The sequence below is a fragment of the Pseudomonas sp. DCA-1 genome, from assembly GCF_046523955.1.
Taxonomy (GTDB): Bacteria; Pseudomonadota; Gammaproteobacteria; order Pseudomonadales; family Pseudomonadaceae; genus Aquipseudomonas; species Aquipseudomonas putida_Y.
On record NZ_CP169881.1, the window covers coordinates 1,044,232 to 1,058,691 of the forward strand.

Below are 14,460 nucleotides of genomic sequence, written 5' to 3' on the forward strand. Positions count from 1 at the left end.
TGGGCGCGGGTGCACCCGCTCCCACAGTGCCACGGCGTATGCAAAAGCCGCGTTCTAGCGCTATTTTTTGCTCCCCGGTGGGTAGTTGCCCAGCACCTTGGCCACGGTATTCTGGATAGCGCTGTTACGTTCTTCTGGGCTTGGCGGGTAGTTGTTCATGATCTGCTCGGCACTGCCGCGCCATACCAGCTTGCCGTCACGCCCATCGAACAGGTCGACCTGAATGGTGGCGACCTTGTAGTCGACACTGCGGGTTTCGTTGTACATCGGGCCACCCCAGTAGCCGCCCCAGTAGCCACCCCAGCCACCGCCGTAGTTGGTGGTGATCTGTTGTTGGCGCTGTTCCACGATCAGGTACGTGCGTACGGTCAGGTCCGGCCGCGCTCCGCCTTGTACAGGACGCAGGCCGCGCTGGTCGAGTTGGTCTGCCACCGCCTGGCGAATGCGCTGCTCGGTAAGGTCGCTCTTGATCCGTGGGTCATCCGGGCGGTACTGCAGGCCCGGCTCCTGCCATGCCCAGCTACGGTAGGCGGCAAAATCGCGGCTGGCATCGAAATCCTGCTGGACGTTGTTGCTTGAGCAGGCAGCGAGCAACAACGCGAATGACAGTAGAACGAGACGGCGCAACATGATGGTTCTCCGTTAGCTATTAACTGGGAGGATAGCCGCTGAGCGCCTTGTGCACAGAATCGCGCAAGGCACTTTCGCGCTCGCGGGGCGAGTCCTTGTTGCTGCTGCTTTCGGCGCTGGCGCTCCAGACCGGCTGGCCGCTGCGGGCGTCGTACAGGTCGATGCGCACCACCAGGACTTCGACCTCGTAGGTACGCACGATGGGCACGCTGGCATAGCCCCCATAACCATGGTGATAGCCGCCATAGCCCACACCACCATAAGGGTACGGCCCGTAGTAGGGGTCGTAGCTGTCGTAGTCACGCACCTGGCGCAAGCGTTTTTCCAGGCGTATACCGGCGCTTACCAGCAAATCGCCAGGGCCTGCGCGAGAGGGGCGCAGGCCATGCTGATCGAGCGCGCCGCTCACCGCATCGGCCAGTTGCGCCGGGTCGGCACCTACAGCGCCGCTGGGCAACTGCCCGTTGCGCCAGCTCCAGCTGCGGTAGTGCCCGTAATCGCGAACGGGCGCTGGGTAGGCACTGGCGTCGAAGGTGGTGGCCGCCTGGGCAGGGGCCGGTGGTAACGGGCGGCTGCTGGCCACATACGGGTTGCTGCCCTGGCAGCCAGCCAGGGCAATGGGCAGCAAGGCCAGGCACAACAAACGGTACGGCATGTGTTCCTCCCGGCGCGGCGGATTAGCGGGGGCGGCAAACCCAGTGCAGGTAGCGGCCAAGCCCGGCGAAGCTGGGGTGGCGACGGTGGGCCAGTTCCATTTCCAGCAGGTCGAGCAGCTCGGCCTTGCCCTGGAATTCCTTGGGCATATAGTCGTGAAACACCCGCACGCCGCTTTCGCTTTCAACCTGCCACATAGGCTCAAGTTGCGCCTTGAGTTCGCGTGGATCAAGCGGTTTCTGTGGGGTCAGGCTCTGCTTTTCACCTTCCAGCCGGTTGCTGCGCAACTTGCGGAAATGGCCCTTGAGCAGGTTGCGATAGACCAGGGCGTCGCGGTTGTAGAAGGCCAGCGATAACCAACCGCCGGGGGCCGTGAGCTGGTGCAGCACCGGCAGGATGCTCTCGGGTTCGGCCAGCCATTCGAGTACGGCGTGGCAGAGCACCAGGTCGTAGCGCTCGGTCAGTTGGCCGAGCAGGTCTTGCCAGGGCGCCTGGATGAAAGTGGCGGCCTGGCCGGCTTCGGCAAAGCGCGCTCTGGCGCCGTCGAGCATGGGCGCCGCGGGTTCGGCCAGGGTCAGCTGGTGGCCGCGCTCGGCCAGCCACAAGGCCATGTGGCCCAACCCGGCGCCGATGTCGAGGATGCGTAGCGGGCGGTCGGGTAGCGCTTCGGCCAGGTCGGCCTGCAACACCGCCAGGCGGATCGCGCCCTTGGCGCCGCCATAGATCTTTTCGGCAAAGCGGGTGGCCAGCTCATCGAAATGACGATCGTTCATCGGGCGAAGCGCCTCTCGCTGTCGGCCAGCTTGGCACGCACCACTTGGTCCATGTCCAGACCCAGTTCGCTGCACAGCAGCAACAGGTAGAGCACCACGTCACCGATTTCCTGGCCGGCGTGGGCCAGTTTGTCGGCAGGCAGTTGGCGCGATTCGTCCTCGCTCAGCCACTGGAAGATTTCTACCAGCTCGGCCATTTCGACGCTGGCGGCCATGGCCAGGTTCTTCGGGCTGTGGAAGCCGCGCCAGTCGTTGGTATCGCGGATCTGATGCAGGCGTTGGGTGATTTCTTGCAGGTTCATCGGGGGTCTCCTATTGCTGCATAGCTTCTGCCCAGGCCCGATGCAAAGCAAGCGTATACCGCCAGGACAGGCCCGGCCTACAGGTACTCCCAACGGCCGACCATATGCAGCACGCCCCCGTGCCCATCCAGGCGCAGTTGGCCCGAAGGGCCCGCTTCACTGGCACTGAGCAGCACCTCCGAAGGCAACCTTACCGGCTTGCGGAAGTCCACCTCAAAGGCATAGCCACTGTGCGGCAGGTGCCCGCGCAGCGCGGCCAAGGCCATGGCCTTGGTCCACATGCCATGGGCAATGGCCCTTGGGAAGCCGAACAACCGCGCACTGACCGCGCTGAGGTGGATAGGGTTGTAATCCCCGCACACCTTGGCATAACGCCGGCCGATATCACTGTCGGCATACCAGCGGGTGGCCTCGGGCAATGGAACAGGCTCAGTGTCGGCGGTCTCACTTGCCTCGCCTTCCAGCGTCAAGCCACGCACCAACATGCGGCTGGTCTCGCGCCAGAGCAGGCCGATGCCATCTTCAGCCTCGGTGACCAGGTCGAAGGTGCCACCTTTGGCATGGCGCTGCAGGTTGTGCGCGTGCACCGCAAAACGTAGCCCTTCGACAGCACCAAGGGGGCGCAGCACTTCGATGCGGTTGTGCAGGTGTACCAGGCCAAGCAGTGGAAAGGGGAAATCATCGGCAGTCATCAACTGCAATTGCAGGGCAAACGCCATCACATGTGGATAAGTCCCCGGCAGGCGACCATCATCGGGAAAGTGGCAAAGCCTTCGATACGCCCCCAGGTTGCCCGGCTGAACCCGAATGAAACAGCGCAGGCCATCGTCCGGCAGCCGGTCGCCGCTGATGGTGCGTTTGCTGGCTGCGCGCAGGTACAGGCTGGTGCGGGCGGCCGGGTTGTGCAGATCGTGCCATTGTCGGCTCATGCTCAAGCTCCCATCAGTGCCTGACCGCACACCCGCAACACCTGGCCGTTGACCGACCCGGAGCCTGGCTGGCTGAGCCACGCAATGGCTTCGGCGACGTCCTGCGGGCGCCCACCCTGGCCCAACGAACTCAAGCGCCGCCCTGCCTCGCGCAGGCCCATGGGCATGGCTGCAGTCATGTGGGTTTCGATGAAACCGGGAGCGATGGCGTTGATGCTGCCACCGCGCTCGGCGAGCCGTGGCGCCCAGGCCTGGGCCAGGCCAATCAGCCCGGCCTTGCTCGCGGCATAGTTGGCCTGCCCGCGGTTGCCGGCAATGCCGCTGACCGAGGCCAGCAGGGTGATGCGCGCGTTTTCCCCCAGCGCGCCATTGTCATACAGCGCCTGGGTGAGCACCTGCGGTGCCTTGAGGTTCACGGCCAGCACGGCGTCCCAGTATTCCGGAGTCATGTTGGCCAGCGTCTTGTCGCGAGTGATACCGGCGTTGTGCACCACAATATCGATGCCGTCGGGCAGGGCCGCGAGCAGTTGCGTTGCCGCATCGCCAGCGCATATATCCAGTGGCAGTGCCTTGCCGCCGAGGCGTGCAGCGAGGGCGTCTAGGTCCTGGCTGGCCTGCGGTACATCCAGCAGCAGTACATCGGCGCCGTCCCGTGCCAAGGTTTCCGCAATGGCGGCGCCGATACCGCGCGCAGCCCCCGTGACCAGCGCACGGCGACCGCCCAGTGGGCGGGTCCAGTCTTCCACCTGGCTGGTGCAGGCTTGCAGGCGCAGAACCTGGCCAGAGATGAAGGCACTCTTTGGCGAGAGGAAGAAGCGCAGGGCGCCTTCCAGCTGATCTTCGGCACCGGGGGCGACATACAACAGCTGGGCAGTGGCGCCGTTGCGCAGTTCCTTGGCCAGTGAGCGGCTGAAGCCCTCAAGGGCACGCTGTGCAACGCTGGCCAGTGGGTTGTCGAGGCCTTCCGGTGCACGGCCCAGCACCAGTACATGGGCGCATGGGGCCAGACTGCGTAGCAGCGGCTGGAAAAATTCACGCAACTGCTTCAGTGCATCGCTGTCGGACAAGTGACTGGCATCGAATACCACGGCCTTGATTTTCGGCCCCAGGCCGGCCACCCAGGCTTCAGCCTGCAGGTTGTCGGCATTGAAGCTGTATACCTCGTCAGTGAGGCGCGGGGCGATGGCTTCGACCTGCTTCGCCAGTGGCCCGCCACCCAGTATCAGGGCACCTTCTACCGGGCGCAGGCGGCCAGCCTGCCAGCGCTCCAGTGGCGCCGGGCGTGGCAGGCCAAGGGCATCCACGAGGCGGCGGCCGAGATTGGAGTTGGCAAAACCGAGGTAGCGATCGCTCATGAGGGGTCTCCCGAAAGGCAAGCTTGAAAGTGTGGACCAACTTTGCGGCAGGGTCGTTCGAATGCGGTAAAAACACCTAGGCTGTACCGATCAAATTGTTTCAGGAGGAACCAGCGCATGCGTTCAACTCGCCGGGTCGCGATCCTAGGCGGCAACCGGATCCCCTTCGCCCGCTCCAATGGCGCCTACGCCACGGCCAGCAACCAGGCGATGCTCACGGCCGCGCTTGAAGGCTTGATCGAACGCTATTGCCTGCACGGGCTGCGGTTGGGCGAGGTGGTGGCCGGTGCCGTGCTCAAGCACTCGCGCGACATGAACCTGACCCGCGAGTGCGTGTTGGGTTCGCGCCTGTCACCGCAGACCCCGGCCTATGACATTCAGCAGGCCTGCGGTACCGGGCTGGAGGCTGCGCTGCTGGTGGCCAACAAGATTGCCCTGGGGCAGATCGACTGCGGTATTGCTGGCGGTGTCGATAGCACCTCCGATGCGCCCATCGCCGTCAACGAAGGCTTGCGCCATATATTGCTGCAGGCCAACCGTGGCAAAAGCCTTGGCGAACGGTTAAAGCCCTTCCTCAAGCTGCGGCCTCATCACCTGAAACCCGAACTACCACGCAATAGCGAGCCGCGTACGGGGTTGTCGATGGGCGAGCATTGCGAGCGCATGGCCCACACCTGGCGCGTTGGCCGCGCCGAGCAGGACGAACTGGCGCTGCTCAGCCACCAGAAGCTGGCAGCGGCCTATGCCGAGGGGTGGCAGGACGACCTGTTGACGCCGTTTCTTTCGCTGACACAGGACAACAACCTGCGCCCCGACCTGAGCCTTGAGCAGTTGGCCAGGCTCAAACCAGCCTTTGACCGCAGCGGGCAAGGCACATTGACGGCGGGTAATTCCACGCCGTTGACCGATGGTGCTTCGCTGGTGCTGTTGGGCAGCGAGGCGTGGGCGCAGCAGCAGGGGTTGCAGGTGCTTGCCTATCTGGTCGATGGCGAAACCGCTGCGGTGGATTTTGTCACGGGGCGCGAAGGGTTATTGATGGCGCCGGTGTATGCCGTGCCGCGCTTGCTGGCACGCAATGGCCTGACGCTTCAGGACTTTGACTACTACGAAATCCACGAAGCCTTTGCTGCCCAGGTGCTGTGCACGCTCAAGGCCTGGGAGGATGCCGATTACTGCCGTGAACGGTTGGGCCTGGAGGCGCCGCTTGGCGCGATCGACCGCAGCAAACTCAATGTCAAGGGCAGTTCGCTGGCGGCCGGGCACCCGTTTGCGGCAACCGGTGGGCGGATATTGGCCTGCCTGGCCAAGCTGCTGGCGACGGCGGGTAAGGGGCGCGGGCTGATTTCGATCTGTGCGGCAGGCGGGCAGGGGGTGACCGTTATCGTCGAGCGCTGAAGCCCCTCCAGGGTAACTGCAGAGGCGGCGAGTGCCTTGATCATGATCCAGCTGTTAGGCTTGTCTGGTCAGAACTAAAAGAAGAAACCATGCCGATCATCGGACACCCCCGCGCCATCCCCGCGCTGGAACACCTGCCCAGACCGCTCTACGCCCGTGCCGAAAGCCTTGGCGCCGGCTCCTGGACCACTCGCCACCAGCACGACTGGGTACAGTTCTCCTATGCCATCAGCGGCGTACTTGGCGTGTACACACGCGACGGCAGTTACTTTGCCCCTCCGCAGTGGGGGGTATGGATCCCTGCCGATGCCGAGCATGAAGTGGTCACCTCGATGCAAGCCGAGATGCGCAGCCTGTATGTGCGCCGCGATGCCTGCCCATGGGCGCCGGAACAATGCCGGGTTCTGGAAGTGACGCCGCTGGCGCGCGAGCTGATCAAGCAGTTCTGCCTGTTCCCGGCGGATTACCCAGAAGACGACAGCTCCGAGGCGCGTCTGGTGGCGGTGCTGCTCGACCAGTTGCGCACCTTGCCGGAAGTCGGTTTTTCGCTGCCGTTGCCCCGCCACCCTGGTTTGCTGGCGCTGTGCAATGGCTTGATCGCTGCACCAGATCAGTCGCAGACCTTGCAGCAATGGGCGCGGGAGCTGGGGTGTTCGGAGAAGACGCTGATGCGGCTGTTTCAACGGGAAACCGGGTTGAGCTTTCGTAATTGGCGCCAGCGCATGCGGCTGTTGTCTTCGCTGGCGTTGCTGGAGGCGGGGGAGAATGTGACCGAGGCGGCGCTGGGGTGTGGGTATGACTCCACGTCGGCCTACATTGCGGCGTTCAAGCAGCTGTTTGGCGCGACACCGGGGGAATTGAAGCTCTGATTTTCGGTGGCCTGTGCCGGCCCTTTCGCGGGGTTAGCCGCGAAAGGGCCGGCACAGGCAGATACATCAGGTGCGGAACCTGCGCACCAGCGTATCCAGCTCATTGGACAGCCCGGCCAGGCTCTCGGAGTCCTGGCGCGCTGCCTGGGCCAGCTCGGCCACCAACTGCGCATCCCCGTGAATCTGGCTGATGTGCCGGTTGATGTCCTCGGCCACCTGATGCTGTTCTTCGGCCGCCGTAGCAATTTGGGTATTCATGTCGCGGATGACGTCCACCGACTCACGGATCTGCCCGAAGCTGTCGCGGGCCAGGCCAATACGGCTCACCGACTGCTGCGAAACTTCCAGGCTGGCGTGCATCTGCTCGGCCACTTCGGCGGTACGGCTGGCCAGGTTGCCCAGCAAACCGTCGATTTCGGCGGTGGAGTCGGCAGTACGCTTGGCCAGCGCCCGCACTTCGTCGGCCACCACGGCAAAGCCACGGCCCTGCTCACCGGCACGGGCCGCCTCGATGGCGGCGTTGAGGGCCAGCAGGTTGGTTTGTTCGGCAATCGAACGGATGGTGCCGAGGATCGACTGAATGGCGTTGCTGTCACGCTCCAGCTGCTGGATAGACTGCGCCGATTGCTCGATTTCCTGGCTCAGGCGATCAACGCTGTGTACCGCCGCATCGATCTGCTGCTGGCCTTCGCGGGCCTGCTGCTGGCCGCTGTCGGCCGACTGCGCCGCCTGGCTGCAGGAGCGTGCCACTTCATTGGCGGTGGCGACCATTTCGTGGAAAGCAGTGGAAACCATGTCCACGGCTTCGCGCTGGCGGCCGGCCGCCTCGGCCATGTCGCTGGAGACGCGGGTCGAGCTGCTGGACGTGCTGAGGATCTTGCTGGCAGCAGCGCCGATATGCTGGATCAGGCTGCGAATGGCACCGAGGAACTGGTTGAACCAGCTGGCCAGTTGGGCGGTTTCGTCGCGGCCGCGGATTTCCAGGTTGCGGGTCAGGTCACCCTCACCTTGGGCAATGTCTTCCAGGCCATTGGTGACACTGTTGATCGGGCGCACGATCAGCTTGGCAAAGGCCGCACCGACCACCGCGAACAGTGCGGCCAACACGACAGCGATGACGCCGATCAGCCAAGTGAGCCGGGTGGTGGTCTGCATCACTTCGCTTTGTTCGATCAGGCCGATGAAGGTCCAGCCCAGTTGCTGGTCGGGGTAGACGTTGGCCATGTAGTGCACGCCATTGAGTTCGACCTCGACCAGGCCTTTGCCGGCTTTGGCCAGCTTGGCGTAACCGTCGCCAAAGCTTCCCAGCTGCTTGAAGTTGTGGGCGGCGTCGCGTGGGTCGACCATCACGTTGCCGTTGCTTTCCACCAGCATCAGGTAGCCGCTTTCGCCCAGTTTGATCTGCTTGACGATCTCGGTCAGGCCTTTGAGCGACACGTCGATGTTGACCACGCCGCCGGGGTTGCCCAGCTGGTTGGCCACGGTGCGCACGGTGCTGACCAGCACCGCATCGTCGGCGGCCCAGTAGTAGGCGCCGGTGCGCAACGTCTTGCCAGGGTTGGCCATGGCAAGTTGGTACCAGGGGCGCGTGCGTGGGTCATAATTGACAAACTTCTGGCCGGCCGGCCACCCAGTGTAGCCGCCGTCACTCACCCCGTAGGACAGGTAGGCGTAGGCGGGATGTGAGTTGGCCAGGCGGGTCATGAAATCGAGTATTTTGCTGGCCTGCTCGCCCAGTTCGTAGGACGGGTTTGCGCTCATGTATTTGTTCAGCTCGCTACCCGTGGCGGCGACCATTGGCTGGGAAGCCATGTACTCGACGTTCTGGTTGATCCCCTGGAAGAAGATGTTCATCGCGTTGCTGACCTGGCGGATTTCCCGGCTGCTGCTGTCGAGGAATCCATCGCGGGCTTCGCCGCGCAGGTTGATGACCACCAAGGTGGCCACGAGAACGATGGGCAAGCCGGCGATGACCGCGAATGCCCAGGTCAGTTTCTGTTTGATGTTCATCGACGCTCCCGGAACTTTTATTTTTGACACACGAGGCAGGTAGCAACTACATCGGCAGCATCCGGGTTTAATGAAGCCAAAACGCCTGTATTTATTGGATAAAGTCGTGGTTGGTGACTATTCGGTCGTGTTTGGACATTTATGGCATACCAAAAGCTCGTGGCAGCTCAGTGACAGCAGTTGCCAGGAGCGCCATTGGCCAGGTCTTTGAGGATCGGGCAGTCCGGGCGATCGTCGCCCTGGCAATGCGAAACCAGTTCGCCGAGGGTGTCGCGCAGGCTCACCAGTTCCTCGATGCGCCGGTTCAGTTCATCGATGTGCTGCATGGCGAGCGCCTTCACATCGGCGCTCGCACGTTGGCGGTCCTGCCACAAGGTCAGTAACTTGCCGACCTCCTCAAGGGAAAAGCCCAGATCGCGGGAGCGTTTGATGAAGGCCAGGTTGTGCAAGTCCTCCGCCTGGTACAGCCGGTAGCCGCTGTCGCTGCGTGTGGCCGGTTTGAGCAGGCCGATGGATTCGTAGTATCGGATCATCTTGGTGCTGAGCCCGCTGCGGCGGGCGGCCTGACCGATATTCATGGCGCCTCCTGGGTACTGCTGGTGGGTTTCCACGTTTTGAGCCACAGTGCGTTGCTGACGACGCTGACGCTGGACATGGCCATGGCAGCACCCGCCAGTACCGGGTTGAGGTAACCCAGCGCGGCCAGCGGGATGCCGATCAGGTTGTAGATGAATGCCCAGAACAGGTTCTGGCGGATCTTCGCGTAGGTCTTGCGGCTGATTTCCAGCGCGGCGGGCACCAGGCGCGGGTCGCCACGCATCAGGGTGATGCCGGCGGCCTGCATGGCCACGTCGGTACCGCCACCCATGGCAATGCCGATGTCGGCCGCGGCCAACGCCGGTGCATCGTTGATGCCATCGCCAACCATGGCGACCACACCATCCTGCCTGAGCGCGGTCACGGTTGCGGCCTTGTCGGCCGGTAGCACTTCGGCATGCACATCGTCGATGCCCAGGGCCTCGGCAACCACTCTGGCGCTGCCACGGTTGTCACCGGTCAGCAGGTGGCTGCTGATGTGTTGGGCGTGCAGGGTGGCGATGGCCTGCGCGGCGCCGGGCTTGAGGCTGTCACCAAAGGCGAACAGGCCCACCACTCTTGCTTGCGTACCGCGTTCGATCAACCACGACAGTGTGCGTCCTTCGGCTTCCCAGGCCTGGGCCTGGGCGGCCAATTCGCCGGGCTGCAGGCCGCTTTCGTCAAGCAGTCGGCGGTTGCCCAGCGCCAGTTCACGGCCTTCAACGCGACCGGCAATGCCGCGCCCGGTCAGCGACTGGCTGTCGGCAACGGTTGGCACGTCCAGCCCTTGCTCTGCACAGGCCACCAGCACCGCCTTGGCCAGCAGGTGTTCACTCCCGCGTTGCAGGGCGCCGGCCAGGCGGTGCAGGTCGGCACTGTTGCCGTCCAGCGCCTGACTGTGAACCACCCGCGGGCTGCCGGAGGTGAGGGTGCCGGTTTTGTCGAACACGACGCGGTTGACCGCATGGGCACGCTCCAGGGCTTCGGCATCCTTGATCAGGATGCCGTGGCGGGCGGCGACCCCGGTGCCGGCCATGATCGCGGCGGGCGTGGCCAGGCCGAGGGCGCAGGGACAGGCAATGACCAGCACGGCGACGGCGTTGATCAGCGCGGTTTCCAGCGGTGTCCCCGCCAGCCACCAGCCAATCAGGGTGATCAGGGCCAGTACCAGCACAGCGGGGACGAACACCTGGCTGACACGGTCGACCAGCTTCTGGATCGGCGCTTTGGCGGCCTGTGCGTCTTCCACCAGGCGGATGATGCGCGCCAGCACGGTCTCGGTGCCCAGCGCCTGGGTACGCACCAGCAGCCGGCCTTCGCCATTGATGGCGCCACCGGTGACGCTGTCGCCGGGTTGCTTGGGCACTGGCAGGCTCTCGCCGCTGATCAGGGCCTCATCGGCGTGGCTGCTGCCGTCTTCGACCACGCCGTCGACCGGGAAGCGCTCGCCGGGCTTGACCAGTACCAGGTCGCCCAAGCGCAACTGGGCGATCGCCACGTCCTCCTCCAGGCCGTCGACCACACGCACGGCGCGTTCCGGGCGCAGGGCTTCGAGGGCGCGGATGGCACTGGCGGTTTGGCGTTTGGCGCGGCTTTCCAGGTACTTGCCCAGCAATACCAGGGCAATAACCACGGCCGAGGCTTCAAAGTACAGGTGCGGGGCCATGCCGGCGGGAGCCTGTGCCCATTGGTACAGGCTCAGGCCATAGCCAGCGCTGGTGCCCAGGGCCACCAGCAGGTCCATGTTGCCGGCACCGGCGCGCACGGCCTTCCAGGCTGCAATGTAGAAGCGGGCACCGAGAATGAACTGCACGGGGGTGGCCAGCAGGAACTGCGCCCAGGCGGGTAGCATCCAGTGCAAGCCGAACGGTTGTACCAGCATGGGTAATACCAGCGGCAGGGCCAACAGCAAGGCTGCACCAACTGCCAGGCGCTCGTTGCGCAGGCGTCGCTGGACAGCGCTTTGGTCGTCCTTGGTCGATTGTGGCAGGCTGGCGCTGTAGCCTGCCTTTTGCACAGCGTCGATCAGCAGGTTGTCATCCAGGGCCGCAAGCACTTCGAGGTGCGCGCGTTCGCTGGCCAAGTTGACGCTGACCTGCTTGACCCCGGCCAATTTGCCCAGGGCGCGCTCTACTCGGCCGACACAACTGGCACAGGTCATGCCGCCTATCTGCAGTTCGAGGGTGCGGGTTGGTACCCCGTAACCGGCCTCGCGCACGGCTTCGACCAACGCTGGCAGGCTGGCAGGCGGGGCTACAACCCGGGCTTTTTCAGTGGTGAGGTTTACGCTGACCTGTTCAGCGCCGGTGACCTTGCGCAGGGCGCGCTCGACCCGGCCAGCACAGCTGGCGCAGGTCATGCCGGAGATCGGCAGGTCGTATGTGGTGGATGCGGGCATGGCTCTCCTCCTTGGACAGGCCTCCAGCATCAACCTTGCCACGCAGGCAAGGTCAATAGCCCAGGTCGGCTCGTTTCAACTCCAGCCCATATTGCCCCATGGCGATGCGGTATTTGTTGATCTGGCCCGCCTGCAGATTCAACCGCGTGCTGCGCTGGTCCTCTATACCTGCTGCGCAACCCGGCATTTGCCCAGGTAGCAGGCGCAGACGCACATCCACCGGGCCAGGCGGCAGGTTGAACGAGGTGGACTGCTCCTGGAAAACGCGCCCGGAAAGCTGGTCGTTGAGGTACACGCCGATTTCGCAATTGGTGGCCACTTCCAGGCGCTCCCGGGAAATGATCAGTACGCTGTAGGCTGAGTTGCCCTCGGCGAAGGCCGGTGGCACCACAGCCAGCGCGCCCAATAGCCCGACGACGCCCAATGCTGCCCTGAACATGAAAAATCTCCTGCTTGCCTGATCGTCAAAGGCGCAGCTTGGCCGACGCGGACGCGGATTTCCACCCCGGGTGTTGCAGGGAGGGCTTGACCTTGCCCTGATGGCAAGCTTGAGACTTGTGGAAAACCTGAAGGAGGCAACCCCTATGCAAGTGTTCAATGTACAAGGCATGACCTGCGGCCATTGTGTGAAAGCCGTGACCCGCGCGGTGCAGGAGCAGGATGCGGCAGCCAGGGTGGAAGTTGATCTGGCGGGCAAACAGGTGCGTGTGCAGAGCGAGTTGGCGCAGGAGCAGATTCTCACTGCGATTCGGGATGAGGGGTATCAGGCCGAACTCGCCTGAAGACCTGATTGCTCCCGCCGGAGGTAACAGTGTTGCAAATGTTTTCACATCGATAGGGTCCACAGCAGGTAGAATCAGTCACTTGCTTAGCCTGCTATGGATTCCTGATGAACCTGCGAATGGTGCTCATCCTGGGCGCACTCAGTGCGTTCGGGCCCTTGGCGATCGACTTCTACCTGCCAGCCTTCCCGGCCATGGCGCAAGCGTTCGCCACCGATGAAAAACACGTCCAGGCCACGTTGGCCGCCTACTTCCTGGGCCTGTCTATCGGGCAGCTGGCCTATGGGCCGGTTGCCGACCGTTTTGGCCGCCGCAAACCGCTGATGTTCGGCGTTACGCTGTTCACCTTGGCATCACTGGCCTGTGCCTACGCCCCCAACCTCGATACCTTGGTGGTGGCGCGTTTCATCCAGGCACTGGGTGGTTGTGCCGGTATGGTGCTTTCGCGGGCCATCGTCAGCGACAAGTGCGATCCGGTAGCGTCAGCCAAAGTGTTTTCGCAACTGATGCTGGTCATGGGCCTCGCGCCGATCCTGGCACCGATGCTGGGTGGGGTGCTGGTGAATCTGGCCGGCTGGCAGTCGATCTTCCTCGCTCTGAGCTTGTTCAGTGCCGGCTGCCTGCTGGCGGTAAGCCTGGGCCTGCCGGAAAGCCTGCCTGAGCATATACCGCGTCAGCCGCTGTCTGGCGCCTTGCGCCAGTACCTGCGGCTGCTGGCTGACCGGGTTTTCCTCGGCCATGCCCTGACCGGTGGTATCGCCATTGCCGGCATGTTTGCCTATATCGCCGGTTCGCCTTTCGTGTTCATCAAACTGTATGGCGTGCCCGCTGAGCACTACGGCTGGCTGTTCGGCACCAACGCCGCAGGTTTTATTCTGGTGGCGCAGGTGAACGCCCGCCTGCTGGCCAAACGCGGACCGGCCTTCCTGCTGGGGCGCGCGGTGTGGCTGTATCTGGTTGCGGGCCTGGTGCTGCTGGGCGTGGCGGCCTTGCGCCCTGCGCAGTTGTGGCCGCTACTGGTGCCGCTGTTCATCTGTATCGCCAGCCTTGGTTGCATCATTCCCAATGCTTCGGCCTGCGCCATGAGTGGACAGGGCGCGCGCGCCGGCAGCGCCTCGGCACTGATGGGCTGTGTGCAGTTCAGCGTAGCTGCGGGCGCGGCGGCACTGGTCGGGCTGCTGCATGATGGCAGTGCAGTGCCAATGGCAATCGTGATCAGCCTGTGCGGGGCGCTGGTGGTCAGTGTCGCGCTGTTGACCCGGCGTTTGCAGGCCAGGGCTCCCGCATAAGCGGATGAGGTGCCTGCAGCCGGGTTTCCAGCGTGGCGACGAAGGCACGTGCCTCGGCTTCGCTGCGGAAACTGACCACATGCTGATCAAGCTGGACCTGCCAAGGGCAGGCGGGGTTTCGGCTCGACGCACTTACGATAATTTTCATCGCGGCATACCTCCAGGAAGGGGAGCCGATCAAGTGTAGCGCTGGCCCGCCAGCCTGCCATGACACGGCTTCAGCGTCCTGACTGACGGTAAGTGTGTGCATTTCCCTGGCGGTGTTTCCTGCTTTGGGCCCAATGCCTGTAAAGCCCCAGAACCTTCGCTTTGTTTTGCGCTATTTGTGGAAGGTTGCTGTGGGCCACATCTGAAATGGCTGCAAGTTTGTTTTCATCAAGATGTTTCAGCGTGGCGGTGTGGGCGTACCGGTGCCTTGGCTGACTTGGTGCCGAGGAGTTTTTCGAAGCCGCTTTGCTGCTTGCCATGGGTAGATATACCCAGTGGTTTTTCATCTTG

At 63.7% G+C, this 14,460-nt stretch carries 15 protein-coding genes and 1 pseudogene; 4 read left to right on the forward strand and 12 right to left on the reverse strand.

The features are described from left to right. Positions 1–60: 60 nt before the first annotated feature. From ACE4QZ_RS05065 to ACE4QZ_RS05090, 6 genes are all read right to left on the reverse strand, one after another. Positions 61–630: a DUF4136 domain-containing protein gene (locus tag ACE4QZ_RS05065; RefSeq protein ID WP_021783973.1), complete on the reverse strand. Its 570-nt coding sequence runs from the start codon at positions 628–630 to the stop codon at positions 61–63. A 19-nt stretch (positions 631–649) separates the two neighbouring features. Beyond that, a complete protein-coding gene (locus tag ACE4QZ_RS05070) occupies positions 650–1,285 on the reverse strand; it encodes a DUF4136 domain-containing protein (protein WP_021783974.1) in 636 nt (211 codons plus the stop codon). 22 nt (positions 1,286–1,307) lie between these two features. Then, entirely contained in the window at positions 1,308–2,057 is a 750-nt protein-coding gene (locus ACE4QZ_RS05075) for a methyltransferase domain-containing protein (protein ID WP_410480407.1), read from the reverse strand. Continuing rightward, on the reverse strand, positions 2,054–2,359 hold the full coding sequence (locus ACE4QZ_RS05080; RefSeq protein WP_021783976.1) for a MazG-like family protein: 306 nt from the start codon (positions 2,357–2,359) through the stop codon (positions 2,054–2,056). Before ACE4QZ_RS05080 ends, ACE4QZ_RS05075 begins: the two co-directional genes overlap by 4 nt. A 77-nt stretch (positions 2,360–2,436) precedes the next feature. After that, the gene (locus tag ACE4QZ_RS05085; protein ID WP_410480408.1) at positions 2,437–3,288 is read right to left on the reverse strand and encodes a MaoC family dehydratase; all 852 of its coding nucleotides are present in this window, start codon (positions 3,286–3,288) and stop codon (positions 2,437–2,439) included. A 2-nt stretch (positions 3,289–3,290) separates the two neighbouring features. Continuing rightward, entirely contained in the window at positions 3,291–4,643 is a 1,353-nt protein-coding gene (locus ACE4QZ_RS05090) for a 3-oxoacyl-ACP reductase (protein ID WP_338444581.1), read from the reverse strand. Positions 4,644–4,760: 117 nt separating this feature from the next. Between ACE4QZ_RS05090 and ACE4QZ_RS05095 the strand changes: the two genes are divergently transcribed. Both ACE4QZ_RS05095 and ACE4QZ_RS05100 read left to right on the forward strand, forming a co-directional pair. After that, complete coding sequence (locus ACE4QZ_RS05095; RefSeq protein WP_103443429.1) at positions 4,761–6,038, forward strand: acetyl-CoA C-acetyltransferase; 1,278 nt, start codon at positions 4,761–4,763, stop codon at positions 6,036–6,038. Positions 6,039–6,127: 89 nt separating this feature from the next. Then, positions 6,128–6,907 (forward strand): AraC family transcriptional regulator, encoded by a 780-nt coding sequence (locus tag ACE4QZ_RS05100; protein ID WP_410480409.1) that lies wholly within the window; start codon positions 6,128–6,130, stop codon positions 6,905–6,907. A gap of 66 nt (positions 6,908–6,973) precedes the next feature. Here the strand turns inward: ACE4QZ_RS05100 and ACE4QZ_RS05105 are convergent, their stop codons facing one another. The 5 genes and pseudogenes from ACE4QZ_RS05105 to ACE4QZ_RS05125 form a co-directional block, all read right to left on the reverse strand. Beyond that, on the reverse strand, positions 6,974–7,741 hold the full coding sequence (locus ACE4QZ_RS05105) for a methyl-accepting chemotaxis protein (RefSeq protein WP_370626959.1): 768 nt from the start codon (positions 7,739–7,741) through the stop codon (positions 6,974–6,976). Positions 7,742–7,879: 138 nt separating this feature from the next. After that, a pseudogene (locus tag ACE4QZ_RS05110) lies at positions 7,880–8,917 on the reverse strand (cache domain-containing protein); the annotation flags it as partial. Between the two features lie 167 nt (positions 8,918–9,084). After that, the gene (gene cueR, locus ACE4QZ_RS05115; RefSeq protein WP_021783982.1) at positions 9,085–9,495 is read right to left on the reverse strand and encodes a Cu(I)-responsive transcriptional regulator; all 411 of its coding nucleotides are present in this window, start codon (positions 9,493–9,495) and stop codon (positions 9,085–9,087) included. After that, on the reverse strand, positions 9,492–11,891 hold the full coding sequence (locus ACE4QZ_RS05120; protein WP_410480410.1) for a heavy metal translocating P-type ATPase: 2,400 nt from the start codon (positions 11,889–11,891) through the stop codon (positions 9,492–9,494). Before ACE4QZ_RS05120 ends, cueR begins: the two co-directional genes overlap by 4 nt. Before the next feature lie 52 nt (positions 11,892–11,943). Next, positions 11,944–12,330 carry a hypothetical protein gene (locus tag ACE4QZ_RS05125; protein WP_021783984.1) on the reverse strand — a complete coding sequence of 129 codons (387 nt, stop codon included), beginning with the start codon at positions 12,328–12,330 and terminating at the stop codon, positions 11,944–11,946. 145 nt (positions 12,331–12,475) lie between these two features. Between ACE4QZ_RS05125 and ACE4QZ_RS05130 the strand changes: the two genes are divergently transcribed. Then, entirely contained in the window at positions 12,476–12,673 is a 198-nt protein-coding gene (locus ACE4QZ_RS05130; protein WP_014589568.1) for a heavy-metal-associated domain-containing protein, read from the forward strand. Between the two features lie 107 nt (positions 12,674–12,780). Then, positions 12,781–13,962, forward strand: a complete 1,182-nt coding sequence (locus ACE4QZ_RS05135) for a multidrug effflux MFS transporter (protein ID WP_103463358.1) — start codon at positions 12,781–12,783, stop codon at positions 13,960–13,962. On the opposite strand, the gene ACE4QZ_RS05140 is transcribed toward ACE4QZ_RS05135, so the two are convergent. Then, positions 13,913–14,110, reverse strand: coding sequence for a hypothetical protein (locus tag ACE4QZ_RS05140; protein WP_103463468.1), 198 nt, complete (start codon positions 14,108–14,110; stop codon positions 13,913–13,915). The two genes, ACE4QZ_RS05135 and ACE4QZ_RS05140, sit on opposite strands and share 50 nt — an antisense overlap. Positions 14,111–14,460: the final 350 nt, after the last annotated feature.

Excerpts from the sequence above, each read along its gene's own strand:
- ACE4QZ_RS05120 (WP_410480410.1), bottom strand. The coding sequence starts at position 11,891 with ATGCCCGCATCCACCACATACGACCTGCCGATCTCCGGCATGACCTGC.
- ACE4QZ_RS05140 (WP_103463468.1), bottom strand. The coding sequence starts at position 14,110 with ATGAAAATTATCGTAAGTGCGTCGAGCCGAAACCCCGCCTGCCCTTGG.
- ACE4QZ_RS05075 (WP_410480407.1), bottom strand. The coding sequence starts at position 2,057 with ATGAACGATCGTCATTTCGATGAGCTGGCCACCCGCTTTGCCGAAAAG.
- ACE4QZ_RS05065 (WP_021783973.1), bottom strand. The coding sequence starts at position 630 with ATGTTGCGCCGTCTCGTTCTACTGTCATTCGCGTTGTTGCTCGCTGCC.
- ACE4QZ_RS05130 (WP_014589568.1), top strand. The coding sequence starts at position 12,476 with ATGCAAGTGTTCAATGTACAAGGCATGACCTGCGGCCATTGTGTGAAA.
- ACE4QZ_RS05105 (WP_370626959.1), bottom strand. The coding sequence starts at position 7,741 with ATGGCCGAGGCGGCCGGCCGCCAGCGCGAAGCCGTGGACATGGTTTCC.
- ACE4QZ_RS05070 (WP_021783974.1), bottom strand. The coding sequence starts at position 1,285 with ATGCCGTACCGTTTGTTGTGCCTGGCCTTGCTGCCCATTGCCCTGGCT.
- ACE4QZ_RS05085 (WP_410480408.1), bottom strand. The coding sequence starts at position 3,288 with ATGAGCCGACAATGGCACGATCTGCACAACCCGGCCGCCCGCACCAGC.
- ACE4QZ_RS05090 (WP_338444581.1), bottom strand. The coding sequence starts at position 4,643 with ATGAGCGATCGCTACCTCGGTTTTGCCAACTCCAATCTCGGCCGCCGC.
- ACE4QZ_RS05125 (WP_021783984.1), bottom strand. The coding sequence starts at position 12,330 with ATGTTCAGGGCAGCATTGGGCGTCGTCGGGCTATTGGGCGCGCTGGCT.
- ACE4QZ_RS05080 (WP_021783976.1), bottom strand. The coding sequence starts at position 2,359 with ATGAACCTGCAAGAAATCACCCAACGCCTGCATCAGATCCGCGATACC.
- ACE4QZ_RS05095 (WP_103443429.1), top strand. The coding sequence starts at position 4,761 with ATGCGTTCAACTCGCCGGGTCGCGATCCTAGGCGGCAACCGGATCCCC.
- ACE4QZ_RS05100 (WP_410480409.1), top strand. The coding sequence starts at position 6,128 with ATGCCGATCATCGGACACCCCCGCGCCATCCCCGCGCTGGAACACCTG.
- cueR (WP_021783982.1), bottom strand. The coding sequence starts at position 9,495 with ATGAATATCGGTCAGGCCGCCCGCCGCAGCGGGCTCAGCACCAAGATG.
- ACE4QZ_RS05135 (WP_103463358.1), top strand. The coding sequence starts at position 12,781 with ATGAACCTGCGAATGGTGCTCATCCTGGGCGCACTCAGTGCGTTCGGG.